The organism is Streptomyces sp. NPDC101490, from assembly GCF_044767145.1.
GTDB lineage: Bacteria > Actinomycetota > Actinomycetes > Streptomycetales > Streptomycetaceae > Streptomyces.
In genome coordinates this window covers 828,255-843,457 of sequence record NZ_JBIWNI010000001.1, presented here as the reverse complement: position 1 = coordinate 843,457, position 15,203 = coordinate 828,255, and the positions used below count along the sequence as shown (strand labels likewise).

The following is a 15,203-nucleotide window of genomic DNA, read 5'->3' as shown; positions in this document are numbered from 1 at the left end:
TCGAAGGCCGCGCCCTCTCCCCGCCGCTTCCCCACCTCCCTCGCTTCCCCCGCTTCCTCTTCTCCTCTTCCGCTGTCCCTTCCGCACCGACCGATCCGAGGACTTCCCATGACCACGTACGCCGAACCGACCACGGCGACCGCGCTCGACATCGTCCGCGAGCCCGGCAAGCCCGTCGTCGTCCGCACCCCCGCCTTCGGCTCCATGACCGAGGCCGCCGCCTGGCTGGACGGGCAGCGCGACGCCGTCCGGGCCGAGCTGCACCGCTCCGGCGCGGTCCTCCTGCGGGGCCTCCCGGTGACCGACGCGGCCGACTTCGCCCGCGCCCGGGACTCCCTCATCAGGGAGCGCGCCGGATACAAGGAGAAGGCCACCCCGCGCACCGACTTCGGCGAGGGCGTGTTCTCCTCCACCGACCTGCCGGCGGTGCAGCCGATCCGGCTGCACAACGAGAACAGCTACACCCTGGACTTCCCCGGCGTGCTGCTCTTCGGCTGCGTCACCGCGCCCGCCGAGGGCGGCGCCACCACCGTCGGCGACATGCGCGAGGCCCTGCGGCTGCTGCCGCCGGAGCTGGCCGAGCGCTTCGCACGGGCCGGCTGGCTCCTGGTGCGCAACTACTCCGAGCTGGCGGGCCTGCCCTGGTACAAGACCTTCGCCACCGAGGACAAGTCCGTCGCCGAGGCCTACTGCCGGGAGAACACCGTCGGCTACGAGTGGCTCGACGACGACTCGATGCGGACCACCCAGCGCCGCTCGGCGATCGTCACCCACCCGGTGACCGGCGAGAAGGTCTGGTTCAACCACTTCGCGTTCTGGAACAGCCGCACCCTCGACGAGGACGTCCGTGAGGTCCTCCTGGAGACGTACGGCGAGGACGGTCTGCCGTTCTCCACCTATCTGGGCGACGGAACGCCGCTGACCGACGCCGAGGTGGACCTCGTCAACGAGGTGTACGACCGGGTCACCGTCCGCGAGACCTGGCAGCGGGGCGACCTGATGCTCGTCGACAACGTCCTGTGCGCCCACGGCCGCGAGGCATACGCGGGCGACCGGAAGATCCTCGTCGCCATGGGCGAGCCGGTCTCCCTCGCCGACTGCTCCCCCGAGACCGCCCCTTCGACCGCCCGCCACGGGGAGTGAACCCGAGATGACCGCCGTCCTGCCCGAGCGCGCCACCGCGCCCGCCCCCCGTACCGCCGTCCCGTCCGCCGCACCCGCCGACCTGATGGAGCGGCTCGCCCGGGTCCCCGGCGGCCGTACCGCCGTGGTCGCCGCCGACCGCACCCTCGACTTCGCGGAACTGCGCGCCGAGGCCGCCCGGATCGCCGCCCGCCTCGCCGGTCTCGGGATCGGCCGCGAGAGCGTCGTCGCGCTCTGCCTGCCGCGCGGCGCGGACCTGGTCGCCGCCCTCGTCGGCACCCTCACCGCCGGTGCCGCCTATCTGCCCGTCGACCCGAACCTCCCCGCCGACCGGCGCCGCTATCTCGTCGAGGACGCCCGCGCCGACCTGGTCGTGACGTCCGGGGCCGGGGCGGAGCCGCTCACCGGGGGCGTGCCGCACCTGACCGCCGCCGAGCTGGGCGCGCCCGGTCCGGACGCGGAGGAGTTCCGGCCGGTGGCCGTGTCCGCCGACACGCTCGCCTACGTCATCTACACCTCCGGGTCCACCGGCCGCCCCAAGGGCGTGGAGATCGGCCGGGCGTCCGCCGCCGCGCTGCTCGCCGAGCTGGAGGGGGCGGGGATCGCCGTCACCGACGGCGGGCGGGTCGGCTGGAACGCCTCCCCCTCCTTCGACGCCTCCGTCCAGCAGTGGGTGCGGCTCTGCCGGGGCGACACCCTGGTGATGATCGACGAGGAGACCCGGCGGGATCCCGCGCTGCTCGCCGCCTTCGTGGACGCGCACGCCCTCACCGATCTCGATCTGACGCCCTCGCACGCCGATCCGCTGCTGGACCTGCTGTCGGCCGACGGCGGTCCGCGCCCGCTGACCCTCCTGGTGGGCGGTGAGGCGGTGTCGCCCGCGCTGTGGCGGCGGATCGCGGCCCGCGCCGCCGCCGGGACGGTCCGCGCGGTGAACCTGTACGGGCCCACCGAGTGCACGGTCGACTCCACCGCCGGGTGGATCGAGGGGCCGGACACGGAGCCGCACATCGGTACCGTGCTCCCGGGACTGCGGACGCGGCTCCTGGACGAGAGGCTGCGGCCGGTCCCCGAGGGCGCGACCGGCGAGCTGTACCTCGCCGGGCCCCGGGTGGGTCGCGGTTACCGGGGGCGCCCCGCCCTGACCGCGGACCGGTTCGTGCCGGACGTCGAGGACCCGGCAGGCGGCGGCCGGATGTACCGGACCGGTGACCTGTGCCGGATGCGCCCGGACGGCCGGCTGGTCTCCCTGGGCCGCGCCGACGGACAGGTGAAGCTGCGCGGCCACCGCATCGAACTGCCGGAGATCGAGGCCGCGCTGACCCGCTTCCCGGGCGTCGCCGAAGCCGCGGTGCTCGTACGGGAGGACCAGGGCGGCGCGCCGGGGCTCGCCGCCTACTACCGGGCGGCGACCGGCGCCGGGGTGACGGCGGAGGAGCTGCGCACCCTGCTCGCGGCCGAGCTGCCCTCGTACATGGTGCCGTCCTCGTTCACCGCGCTGGACCGCTTCCCGACCACCACGAACGGCAAGCTGGACCGGGCCGCGCTGCCCGCGCCCGCCGCGCGGGAACCGGAAGGTGCCGTCGACAACGGTGAACTCTCCGGCGAGGTCGAGCGGTTGATCGGCGGTGTGTGGGCCACGGTGCTCGGCGCCTCCCGGATCGGCCCCGAGGACAACTTCTTCAAGCTGGGCGGCCACTCGCTGCTCGCGATCAAGCTGGTCTCGCGGGTGCGGGCCGAGCTGAAGGTGGCGCTGCCGGTGAAGGCGGTCTACTCGCACCCGCGCCTGCGCGATCTGGCCCGGCACATCGAGGAGTTGCTCGCGGCGCCGAAGCCCTGACCTCCCTGTTCCGCACCCCGCACCCCGCGCCCCCGCCCTTCCGGCCCCGCTCCACTCGCCCCCGATCACCCCGAGGATGACCGTGATCCCCCTGTCCTTCGCCCAGCGTCGTCTGTGGTTCCTGAACCGGCTCGACGGCCCGTCCTCGACGTACAACGCGCCGGTCGTGCTGCGGCTCGACGGGGTCCCGGAGCTTCCGGCCCTCCGGGCGGCGCTCGAGGACCTGGTCCGGCGGCACGAGGTGCTGCGCACGGTGTTCCCCGCCGGGCCGGACGGGGAGCCGTACCAGGACGTCGCCCCGGAGGCCGACATCACCCTGTCGGTACGGGAGTGCCCGGCGTCCGGCCTGGACGAGCGGGTCGCCCGGTTCGGCCGGGAGACCTTCGACATCGGCTCCCAACTCCCCTTCCGCGCGACGCTCTTCCTGCCCGAGGACGGCCCCGGCTCGGTGCTCGTCCTGCTGCTCCACCACGTGGCCACCGACGGCTGGTCGCTCGGCCCGCTGCTGCGCGACCTCACGGAGGCGTACGCGGCGCGGCTCGCCGGGAAGGCCCCCGACCGGCCCGGACTCCCCGTCCGCTACACCGACTACACCCTGTGGCAGCACGAGCTGCTCGGCGACCCGGCCGACCCCGGCAGCCTGGCCCGCGAGCAGCTGGACCACTGGACGGAAGCCCTTGCGGGGCTGCCGCCGGTGACGGCGCTGCCGGCGGACCGGCCCCGGCCCGCCGAGCCCAGCCACCGGGGCGGTACGGTCACCGCGCGGATCGGGCCCGAGGCCCACCGGGGGCTGCTCACGCTGTCGCGGAAGGCGGGCGCGAGCCTGTTCATGGTGGTGCGGGCGGCGCTCGCGACGGCGCTCTCGGCCGCCGGGGCGGGCGAGGACCTGGCGATCGGGACGCCGGTGGCGGGTCGTCCCGAGGAGGACCTGTACGAGCTGGTCGGCTTCTTCGTGAACTCCCTCGCGCTGCGCACCGATCTGTCGGGCGACCCCACCGTCATGGAGCTGGTGGACCGGGTGCGGACCACCGACCTCGCCGCGTACGCCCACGAGGAGCTGCCGTTCGACCTCCTCGTGGAGCATCTCAACCCCGACCGTTCGCTCTCCCACCATCCCTTCTTCCAGGTGATGCTGAGCCTCCAGGACGCCGGGACGCCGGAGCGGATCGCGTTCGGGCCGGTCGCCGCGGCGCTGGAAACCTCGGACCTGGCGGCGGCGAAGTTCGACCTGACGGTGGTGTGCGCCGAACGGCAGGGCGCGGCGGGCGGGCCCGACGGTCTGGAGGTCGCCGTCCAGTACGCGACGGACCTGTTCGACGAGGGGACCGCGCGTCTCCTCCTCGACCTGTACGTCCGGGCGCTCCTGGCCTTCGCCGAGCGGCCCGCCGCCCGGCTCGGGGAACTCGCCCTGGCCGGGGAGGACGAGCGTGCCGCACTCGCGGACCGGCACGAGCGGCTGGCCGTCGCCGCCGCCGAGCGGCGCGCCGAGGAGCGGGAGGCGGGCCCGGCGGACGGGAGCGACGCGGGGCCGCTCGCGGAGATCCTCTGCGGGCTCTTCGCCGAGGTGCTCGGCCTCGGACGGGTCGGCGCAGAGGACAACTTCTTCCGCTCGGGCGGGCATTCGCTGCTCGCCGGGAAGCTGATGAACCGGGTGCGGGCGGTGGTGGGCCGGGAGGCGGGCATCCGTGACCTGTTCCTCGCGCCGACCCCGGCGGGTCTCGCCCGGCGCATCGGGGAACGGGGCGGCGACGGCGGAACGCGCCCGGCGCTGCGTCCGGTGCCTCCGGCCGAGCGGCCCGAGCGGCTGCCGCTGTCGTACGCGCAGCGGAGCCTGTGGTTCGTGGGGCAGTTGGAGGGGCGCAGCGCCACGTACAACATTCCGCTGGTGCGGCGGCTCGACCGGCCGCTGCTCGCGGGGCCGTTCGCGCGGGCGCTCGCGGACGTGGCGGAGCGGCACGAGGTGCTGCGGACCGTGTATCCGTCGTTCGCGGGCGAGCCGTACCAGGAGATCCGGTCCGGTGTCCGGCCCGAGCTCGCGCTGGTGCGGGTCGCGGACGCGGCGGGCGTCGCGGCGGCGGTGGACACGGCGGCGGGGTACGTCTTCGACCTGGCCACGGAGATCCCCTTCCGGGCCGCCCTGATCGACTGCGCGGCGGACGGCGGTCAGGTGCTCGTCCTGCTGGTGCACCACATCGCCGGGGACGGCTGGTCCACCGAGCACCTGCTCGCCGACCTGGCGGAGGCGTACACGGCACGGCTCGCGGGGCGGGAACCGGGGCGGGAACCGCTGCCGGTCCAGTACGCCGACTACACCCTGTGGCAGCGGGAGCTGCTCGGGGACGCCGAACGGGCGGACAGTCTGATGTCCCGTCAGTTGACGTACTGGAAGGAGAATCTGGCGGATCTTCCGCCGCTGACCGGACTGCCGACCGACCGTCCGCGTCCGGCCGAGCCGTCCCATCGGGGCGCGCTGGCCCCCTTCTCGCTGGACGCGGAGACCCACCGGGCCCTGGTGGGTACCGCGCACGCCACCGGTACGACCCTGTTCATGGTGGTGCAGGCGGCGCTGCTCGCGCTGCTGAGCCGTCATGGGGCCGGTTCCGGGCCCGCGGTGGGCACCACGGTGGCGGGGCGCGGCGACGACGCCCTGCACCGGCTCGCCGGGTTCTTCGTGAACACCCTGGTCCTGCGGACGTCCACGGACGGCGACCCGCGCTTCACGGAGCTGCTCGGCCGGGTCAGGGAGACCGACCTCGGGGCCTTCGGGCACCAGGACGTGCCCTTCGACCGGCTCGTGGAGCACCTCAACCCGCTCCGGTCCTCCGCCCATCATCCGCTGGTGCAGGTGATGCTCCAGGTGCACACCTCCGGCGGCGGGGCGGCGCCCTCGGCCCTGTCGGGGACACCGGTGCCGTTCGGGACGGACAGCGCGAAGACCGATCTGACGTTCGCGCTGACGGCGGGCCGGGACGCCGCCGGGGAGCCGGGCGGACTGACGGGCGTACTGGAGTACGCGACGGACCTCTTCACCCCCGCCACCGCCGCGCTGCTCACGGAGCGCCTGGTGGCCACCCTGCGGGCGGTCGCCGCCGACCCGGAGCAGCGGGTGGAGGACCTGGTGTACGAGGACGCCACGGCCGGAGGGACGGCGGACGGCGAGGAACTCGTCCTGGACGGGCGGGGGCGGCCGGTACCGGTGGGCGTCCCGGGTGAGGTGCACCGGCGCGGGGACGCGGCGGGCGGTCCGCCGGTGCGGACCGGGCGGCGGGCGGTGCGGGGCACCGACGGGGTGCTGCGGACGCTCGGGGACAGCGCTGTCGGCGGGTACGTGGTGGAGCCCGGCCGGGTGGAGGCGGCGCTCACCGCGCATCCGGCGGTCGCGGAGGCGGCCACAGCGGTCCGCGCGGACCGGCTGCTGGCCTATGTGGTGCGGCGGCCCGGCGCGGCGGCCGTGGAGGCGGCGGAGCTGCGGTCCTGGGCGGCCGGGCGGCTGCCCGGGTATCTGGTGCCCGCGGTGGTGGTGGTCCTTCCCGGGCTGCCGAGGGACGCGGACGGCGGCGTCGACCCGGGGGCCCTGCCGGAGCCGGGGCGGGAACCGAGGGTGGAGACGGCCACGCCGTGGGAGGAGCGGGTCGGCGCCCTGTTCACGGAGCTGCTCGGCGGACGCGCGGTCGGCCGGGACGACAACTTCTTCCGGGTGGGCGGGCATTCGCTGCTCGCGGTGCAGTTGGTGAACCGGGTGCGGGCGGACCTCGGCCGGGAGATCACCCTGCGGGAGGTGTTCCGTCATCCGACGGTCGCCACCCTCGCCGCGCGGCTCGCCGAGCCCGCCACGAAGGCCCCGGCGAAGGCACCCGCCCTGCGCCGCCGCACCCGGGCAGGGACGCGGGTGCCGACGAGCTGACGGCCGGGAGGAGCCCGGGGGTGGCCGGGGGCGTCCGGCTGGCGGTCGGGGCGGGGGCGGTGTCCGGCTGACACCTGGAGCCCCGGGGCGGGCGGGAAGCCCTCCAGCGGACCCGGGAGGACAGCCGACCCCGGGGCGGGGTGCCCCCCGGAGCTGGGTGCTGTCCAGCCCACCCCGGGGGAGGATGCCGTCCAGCCGACTCCCGGGCCGGATGCCGTTCAGCCGGCCCCCGGGGCCGGGTTGCCGAGGACGGTGCTCCGTCCCTCCTCGGCCTCGGCCTCGTTCCGTACGCCACCGCTTCGTGGCGGTGTTCTCGGCCCGGCCACGACGGCCGGGCCGTTCCGCGTGCGGCGGCGGGAACCACCGGTGCAGGAGGGGCTCCGGTCGGTCCTGACGGCTGCTCGTGCTCCCCGCCCGCCCGCAAGGACCGGCTCACGGCCCGCCACCGGGCCCGCGCCGAGGCTGTCTCCGGGGAGGCGGCTCCCGGCGGGGCGACCCGCACCACGGCTCCCCCGGCGGTGGCCCCTTGCGGCAGTATCCGCCGGGGATTCTGCCGGAGGGACTGCCCGCCGGGCAGGTGGGGCGCGCCTAGCGTGGAGGCACGGAGGCGAGCGGCACCGACGCCCCCGGCCCTCACCCCCGTTCCCGCTGGAGGACTCACGATGCCCGCACCCGAGCCGATGCTCCTCGACGGCGGCCCCGCGGTGCGGCCCGCGCCGCGCGTGCTCGACCGGATCGACGCCCGGGTCGCCGCGGGCCCCGGGCGCCTCGCGCTGGTCCACGGGGACGAACGGATGACGTACGGCGAGCTGGCCGGGGCCGTCGCCGCGCGGGCCGCCGAGCTGGCCGCGCTCGGGGCGGGCCCCGGGCGGCTGGTCGCGGTGCACCGGCCCCGTGGTCTGCGGGCGATCGTGGGGCTCCTGGCCGTGCTGCGGACCGGCGCCGCGTATCTGCCGCTGGACATCCAGGCGCCGGACGCCCGCAACGCGGCGATCCTCGCCGACGCCTGCGGGGACGCCGCACCCGAGCCGGCCGAGGTCGCCGCGCGGGGCGAGCTGGTGCTCGGCGGCCCCGGGGCACCCGAGGACGCCGCCTACGTCATCTACACGTCGGGGTCGACGGGAACGCCCAACGGCGTGGTCGTCGGGCACGGTTCGCTCGCCCATTTCGTGGCCGGGGCGACCCCCGCGTACGGCATCGGCGCCGAGGACCGGGTGCTGCAGTTCAGCCCGCTGCACTTCGACGCCAGTGTGCAGGAGATCTTCTGCACGCTCGGCGCGGGCGGTGTGCTGGTGCTCCGCACCGACGACATGCTGGACGTGCGGGACCTTCTCGCGGGCTGTGCGGCCCACGGGGTGAGCGTGCTCGATCTGCCCGCCGCGTACTGGCACGAGCTGGTGTACGCGCTGGCCGCCGGTCTCGTCGCGCTCCCGGAGTGCCTGCGCACGGTCCTCATCTACGGCGAGGCGGCGCTGCCCGAGCGGGTGGCGCAGTGGTGCCGTCTGGTGGAGGGCCGGGTGCGGCTCCTCAACGTGTACGGTCCGACGGAGACGACCGTCGTCGCCACCGTCGCGGACCTGTCCGGCTACGAGGACGGTCCCGTGCCCATCGGCCGTCCGCTGCCGGGGGTGCGCGGTGCGCTCGTGGACGGCGAACTGTGGCTCCTGGGCGGTGGTCTGACCCTGGGTTACCTCGGGCGCCCGGAACTGAACGCGCGCCGGTTCACGTCGCTGGGCGGCGAGCGCGCCTACCGAACGGGGGACGTGGCGAGCTTCCGGGCCGATGGACAGATCGACTACCACGGCCGGATCGACGACGAGGTGAAGATCGGCGGCCAGCGGATCGACCCGGCTTCCGTGGAGTCGGTGCTCTCCGGCCACCCGGGGGTCCGTGAGGTGGCCGTGGTCGCCCAGGAGGCGGAGGCCGGGGTCAAGCGGCTGGTCGCCTTCGCCGTGGTCGAGCCGGGCGTCGGGGCGGAGGAACTCCGGGACGCCGTACGGGAGTCGATGCCCGCAGCGGCCGTGCCCAGCGTGGTCGCGCTGGTCCCCGAGCTGCCCCGGACCAGTTCGGGGAAGATCGCCCGGAAGGTCCTGCGGACCACCGACCCGTGCCCGCCGCTGGTGCTCCTCGACGAGGCCGACCGGGTGCCGCTGTCGGCCGCGCAGCGCAGGCTGTGGCTCATCGGCCGGATGGAGGGTCCCTCGGCGACGTACAACATGCCCGTCGTGGTGGAGCTTGACGGGCTGCCCGACCGGGTCGCGCTGGCCGCCGCCCTGACGGACCTGGTGGAGCGGCACGAGGTGCTGCGGACGGTGTTCCCGGCCGCCGGGGGCGAGCCGTACCAGCACGTCCTGGACACGGCGCCGCCGCTCTTCACCGTCGAGAGGTGCGCTCCCGGGGAACTGGCCGCGCGGGTCGCCGCGCGGACCGCCGAGCCCTTCGACCTCACCCGTGAGCGGCCCTTCCGGGCCCGTCTCCTCGACACCGGGGACGGCGCGTCCACGCTCGTCCTGCTGCTGCACCACGTGGCCGGTGACGGCTGGTCGGTCGATCCGCTGCTCCGGGACCTGGCCACCGCCTACGAGGCCCGGCTCGCGGGCCGCGCGCCCGGCGGGGAGCCGCTGCCGGTGCAGTACGCCGACTACACCCTCTGGCAGCACGAGCTGCTCGGCGAGGTGACGGACCCCGAGAGCCTGGCCCACCGTCAGCTCGACTACTGGAAGGAGGCGTTGGCCGGGATGCCGGGCGCGGCGCCGCTCCCCGTGGACCGGCCGCGGCCCGCCGAGCCCTCGCACCGGGGCGCCACGGTCACCGCCCGGCTCGACGCGGACGTCCAGGGCCGGCTGGCCCGGCTCGCCGACGAGCGCGGCGCGAGCATGATGATGGTGCTCCAGGCGGCGCTCGCGGTCACCCTGGCCGCCACCGGTACCGGCCCGGACGTCCCCCTGGGCACCCCGGTGGCGGGGCGTTCCGACGAGGCGCTGGGCGATCTCGTCGGCTTCTTCGTCAACACGCTGGTCCTGCGGACCGACACCTCGGGCGCGCCGACCTTCGGGGAGCTGGTGGAGCGCGTACGGGACGCCGACCTCGCCGCCTACGCCCACCAGGAGCTGCCCTTCGACCTGCTCGTGGAGCAGCTCAACCCGGAGCGCGTCCTGGGCCGCCACCCGCTGTTCCAGGTGATGCTGACCGTGCAGGGCGGGGCGCCCGGTGGTGAGCGGACGACGGAACTCGGCGGGCTTCGGGGGCGGTTCGCGGACAGTGGGCTGCGGGTCGCGAAGTTCGACCTGATGGCGTCCTGCTTCGACGGCCGGGACGAGGCCGGGAACGCCACCGGGCTCGACGTCTGGCTGCAGTACGCCACCGATCTCTTCGACGGGTCGACCGCGCGGCTGCTGCTCGACGTCTTCGAGCGGGTGCTGCGGGCGTGCGCCGCCGACCCGGGGCTGCGGCCCTGCGCGCTCGCCCTGGTGACGCCGGAGGAGCGGGAGGGGCTCGCGGCGCGCCGGACGGCCGTCGCCGAGCTGGCCGCCGCCCGCGCGGCGGAGGAGGACCGGTCGGCCGGGAGCGGCGCCGGGCTGGGCGCGGCACCGCACCAGGAGGCCCTCCAGGCCTTGTTCGCCGAGGTGCTGGGCGTCGAACGGGTCGGCGCCGACGAGGACTTCTTCTCGATCGGCGGGCACTCCATGTCGGGAGTGCGGCTCTGCAACCGGGTCCGCGCGCTCCTCCGTGTCGAGGTGCGCATCCGGGACCTCTTCCTGGCGCCGAGCCCCGCCCGGCTCGCCCGCCGGATCGCGGAGCGCCCGGCGGACGGGGACGCCCCGGGTGCGGACGGCACGGCGACCGGTGACGGGTCGGCCGGGGGCGACGGGCGGGCCGGGCGGGTGCGGCGGGAGCCGCTGGTCAGGGCCGCCCGGCGGCCGGAGCGGCTGCCGCTGTCGTACGCCCAGCGCAGGCTGTGGTTCGTGAACGAGCTGGAGGGCGCCGGTCCCTCGTACAACATCCCGATCGTGCTGCGGCCCGCGCGGGCCCTGGACGCTCCGGCGCTGACCGCCGCGCTCGCGGACGTCGCCGCCCGGCACGAGGTGCTTCGGACCGTGTACCCGGCGGTCGAGGGCGAGCCGTACCAGCGGATCCTGGACGGCGCCCGGCCGGTCCTCGAAGTGGCCGAGGTGCCCGCCGGGGAGCTGGACCGCGCCCTGGCCTCGGCCGCCGGGCACGTGTTCGACCTGGCGCGGGATGTGCCCCTGCGGGCCTGGCTGATCACTCCGGACGACGGCGGCGGTCAGGTGCTGGTGCTCCTCCTGCACCACATCGCGGGCGACGGCTGGTCCACGGGCCCGCTGCTCGCGGACCTCTCGGCCGCGTACGGCGCCCGGCTCGCGGGACGGGCACCCGGCTGGGAGCCCCTGCCGGTGCAGTACGCCGACTACACCCTGTGGCAGCTCGGCGCGGCCCATGACGGACGCGCGGACAGCGATCTCGCCTTCTGGGAGCGGGAGTTGGCGGACCTGCCGCCGGTCCTGGAGCTTCCGGTGGCGCGCACCCGGCCCGCCGAGGCCACCCATCGGGGCGCCCGGGTCCCGCTGGAGGTGACCGCCTCGACGCACACGACGCTGGCCCGGCTGGCCCGGGAGACCGGCACCACCCTGTTCATGGTGGTGCAGGCGGCCCTCGCCGCGACCCTGACCCGGCACGGCGCGGGCACGGACCTGCCGCTCGGCACGATGGCGGCGGGCCGCGACGACGACGCGCTCGGCGGGCTCGTCGGCTTCTTCGTCAACACGCTGGTGCTGCGCACGGACACCTCGGGCGACCCGTCGTTCCGGGAGCTGCTCGGCCGGGTCCGGGAGACCGCCCTGGCGGCTTACGCCCATCAGGAACTCCCCTTCGACCGGCTCGTCGAGCACCTCAACCCGCGCCGCTCCACCGCCCACCACCCGCTGGTGCAGGTGATCGTGCAGCTCCACCAGGACTACACGGCCGGGCTCGGCGACGCGGCCCTCGCCGGGACCCCGGTGGCGGTGGAGAACGGCTCGACCAAGTTCGACATGACGCTCGCCCTGTGGGAGGCCCACGGGCCGGACGGCGCTCCCGCCGGGCTCTCCGGGGCTCTGGAGTACGCCACCGACCTGTACGACGCGGCCACCGCCGAGCTGCTCGGCGGCCGGATCGCCGCGACCCTGGAGGCGGTGGCGGCCGATCCGGGCCTGCGGATAAACGAGTTGGGGCGGCTGACGCCCGAGGAGCACGCGCTGCTCGTCCGCGAGCACGACGACACCGCCCACGACGCCGCCGCCGAGGGGCCGTTCGCCCCGGGCCCGGTGCACGTCCTGCTCGCGGAGCGGGCCCGCCGGACGCCCGACGCGCCCGCCGTGACCTTCGGCGCCGAGACCCTCTCGTACGCCGAACTCGACTCCCGGGCCAACGTCCTGGCGCACCGGCTGCTCGCCGTGGCGCCCGCCCCGCGCCCCGCCGTCGGCGTCCTCCTGGAGCGCGGCCCGCTGCTCGTGGTGGCGGCGCTCGCGGCCCTCAAGTGCGGTGCGGCCTATCTGCCGCTGGACCCGGCGCTGCCGGAGGCGCGCCTGGCGATGATGCTGGCGGACGCGGGGGCGGGCGCCCTGGTCACGGACGGTTCCCTGGCGGACGCGGCGGCCGTGACGGCGGCGCGGGAGGCCGGTCTTCCGGTGCTCGTGGCGGACGCGGGAGACGACGACGCGGGGCACGGCGACGCGGTGGGCAGTGTCGTGGCGGACGGTGTCGTGGCGGACCCGGGCGATCCCGGTGTCCCGGTCGCCGCGGACGACCTCATGTACGTGATGTTCACCTCGGGCTCCACCGGCCGCCCCAAGGGCGTCGGGGTCACCCACGCCAACGTGGCCGCGCTGGCCGCGGACCGCGCGTGGGACGTCGCCCACCACGCCCGGATGCTGGTGCACTCGGCGATCGGCTTCGACGCCTCCACGTACGAGCTGTGGGTGCCGCTGCTGCACGGCGGGGAACTGGTGATCGCCCCCGGGGACGGCGCCGACCTCGCCGAACTGGACCGCACGGTCCGGGCCCACGGGGTCACCGCCGCCTACTTCACGATGGGCCTCTTCCATGTGATGGCCGACGAGGGTCTCGACACGCTCCGGCTGCTCAAGGAGGTGTGGACGGGCGGTGACACGGCCTCCCCGAGCGCCCTGCGCCGGGTCCTCGCGCACTGCCCGGACACCGTGGTCGTCCACTCCTACGGTCCCACCGAGACCACCTTCGCCTCGCACAACCAGCGGTTCGCCGTCCACGAGCGGACACTGCCCGGGGTGTTCCTGGGGCGGCCGATGGACAACACCCGCGGCTACGTCCTCGACGAACGGCTGCGGCCCGTGCCGCCCGGGGTGCCGGGAGAGCTGTACGTGGCGGGCTCGCACGTGGCCCGAGGGTACGTCGGACGGCCGGCGCTGACATCGGAACGGTTCGTGCCGGACGCGTACGGCGACGGCGGGCGGATGTACCGCACCGGCGACCTGGTGTGCCGGACTCCCGAGGGCGAACTGCGGTTCCTGGGACGGGCCGACGGCCAGGTGAAGCTGCGCGGCTTCCGCATCGAGCCCGGCGAGGCCGAGGAGGCCCTGTCACGGCACCCCGCCGTCGGACAGGCCGTGGTCGTCGTCCGGGAGGACCGGCCGGGCGAGAAGGAACTCGTCGGGTACGTCGTCCCCCGCGCGGGCACCACCGTCACCGGGGCCGAGGTCCTCGCGACGGCCGCCGCCGAGCTGCCCGCGCATCTGGTGCCCGCCGCCGTGGTCGTCCTGGACGCCGTCCCGCTGACCGTCAACGGGAAGCCCGACCGCCGGGCCCTGCCCGCCCCCGAGCGGCCCGCCGCGACGGCGTCGGGCCGACGCCCCCGCAGCGCCCGCGAGGAGGTGCTGTGCGGACTCTTCGCCGAGATCCTCGGTGTGCCGGAGGTCGGCATCGACGACAACTTCTTCACCCTGGGCGGTCATTCGCTCCTCGGCGTCCGGCTCGTGAGCCGGATGCGGACGGTCCTCGGCGTGGAGCGCGGGGTCCGCGACCTCTTCCGCACCCCGACCGTCGCCGGGCTGCTCCGGGCGCACGAGCAGGACGGCGCCGACGGCGGCGCCATGGGGGTGCTGCTGCCGCTGAGCACCCGGGGCCGCCGCCGCCCGCTGTTCTGCGTGCACCCCGGGACGGGGGTCGGCTGGTCGTACGCCGGGCTCGCCCGGCACCTCGGCGAGGACCAGCCGCTGTACGCCCTCCAGGCCCGCGCCCTGAGCGAACCGGGCCACGCCCCGGGCAGCGTGGAGGAGATGGCCGAGGAGTATCTGGAGCGCGTCCGGCTCGTGCAGCCGTGGGGCCCCTACCGACTGCTCGGCTGGTCCTTCGGCGGCACGGTGGCGCACGCCATGGCCGTACGGCTCGCGGAACTCGGGGAGCAGGTGGAGCTGCTGGCCCTGATGGACGTGCACCGGACGGGTCCCGGCAGCCCCGCGCACGCCCGCGCCGCCGCGGCGGCGGCCGAGGGCCCCGACCCGTCCGACCCGGCGGCGGTGGCCGCGGCGATCGAGGCGGCGCGCCGGGACGATCCGGTGCTCGCCGGGTTCACCGACGCGGAGCTGCGGGCCGTGGCGGGCGCCTCCCGCACCCACGCGGAACTGATGTCCCGGTACGTACCGGGACAGGCCGCCGCGGACACGGTGTTCTTCACGGCCCGCCGGCCGGGCGAGGAACCGGGGGCGCTCGCCGCCTCGTGGCGTCCCTTCCTCGACGGGAACCTGGAGAACCACGCGGTCGATTCCACCCACCTGGGCATGACCGAACCCGGACCCCTCCGGGAGATCGGCCGGATCGTCGCCGAGAAGCTCGATTCCTTCAGCAGCACACACACCCACTGAACAGAATTCCGCGCATCAATTCCGCCCCACCCTTCCGCGCATGAATTCACCGAATGAATTCAGTGCATCGATTCCACATCTTGAGGAGACAGTGATGACGAACCCCTTCGACGACGCCGACGGCACCTTCCACGTCGTGGTGAACGACGAGGGCCAGCACGCCCTGTGGCCGACCTTCGCGGACGTTCCCGCAGGCTGGGAGGTCGTGCTGGAGGCGGCCGGCCGCTCCGACGCCCTCGCCTACGTGGAGCAGAACTGGACGGACATCCGCCCGAAGAGCCTGCTCGCGCAGTACGCCTGACGCACCTCCACCCCGCACAGCCCCGAGGGCCGGGCCCCGCAGACCACTGCGGGGCCCGGCCCTTTTCCCCATCCCGCGGAAGGCGCGCACTGCCGTCGAATCTGCCGCTCCAACTTC

5 protein-coding genes are annotated in these 15,203 nt (G+C 75.5%); all 5 read left to right on the top strand.

The features are described from left to right. The first annotated feature begins 108 nt into the window (after nucleotides 1–108). The 5 genes from ACIRQY_RS03390 to ACIRQY_RS03370 all read left to right on the top strand — a co-directional run bounded on the left by ACIRQY_RS03390 (nucleotide 109) and on the right by ACIRQY_RS03370 (nucleotide 15,086). A complete protein-coding gene (locus tag ACIRQY_RS03390) occupies nucleotides 109–1,143 on the top strand; it encodes a TauD/TfdA family dioxygenase (protein WP_403922113.1) in 1,035 nt (344 codons plus the stop codon). Between the two features lie 7 nt (nucleotides 1,144–1,150). After that, entirely contained in the window at nucleotides 1,151–2,983 is a 1,833-nt protein-coding gene (locus tag ACIRQY_RS03385) for an amino acid adenylation domain-containing protein (protein WP_403922111.1), read from the top strand. Between the two features lie 76 nt (nucleotides 2,984–3,059). Continuing rightward, entirely contained in the window at nucleotides 3,060–6,887 is a 3,828-nt protein-coding gene (locus ACIRQY_RS03380; protein WP_403922109.1) for a condensation domain-containing protein, read from the top strand. A 662-nt stretch (nucleotides 6,888–7,549) separates the two neighbouring features. After that, entirely contained in the window at nucleotides 7,550–14,785 is a 7,236-nt protein-coding gene (locus tag ACIRQY_RS03375) for an amino acid adenylation domain-containing protein (protein ID WP_403922107.1), read from the top strand. Between the two features lie 94 nt (nucleotides 14,786–14,879). Continuing rightward, a complete protein-coding gene (locus ACIRQY_RS03370; RefSeq protein WP_351784382.1) occupies nucleotides 14,880–15,086 on the top strand; it encodes an MbtH family protein in 207 nt (68 codons plus the stop codon). Nucleotides 15,087–15,203 lie beyond the last annotated feature (117 nt).

Coding starts and splice junctions, on each gene's coding strand:
- ACIRQY_RS03390 (WP_403922113.1), top strand. CDS start 109: ATGACCACGTACGCCGAACCGACCACGGCGACCGCGCTCGACATCGTC.
- ACIRQY_RS03385 (WP_403922111.1), top strand. CDS start 1,151: ATGACCGCCGTCCTGCCCGAGCGCGCCACCGCGCCCGCCCCCCGTACC.
- ACIRQY_RS03380 (WP_403922109.1), top strand. CDS start 3,060: ATGACCGTGATCCCCCTGTCCTTCGCCCAGCGTCGTCTGTGGTTCCTG.
- ACIRQY_RS03375 (WP_403922107.1), top strand. CDS start 7,550: ATGCCCGCACCCGAGCCGATGCTCCTCGACGGCGGCCCCGCGGTGCGG.
- ACIRQY_RS03370 (WP_351784382.1), top strand. CDS start 14,880: ATGACGAACCCCTTCGACGACGCCGACGGCACCTTCCACGTCGTGGTG.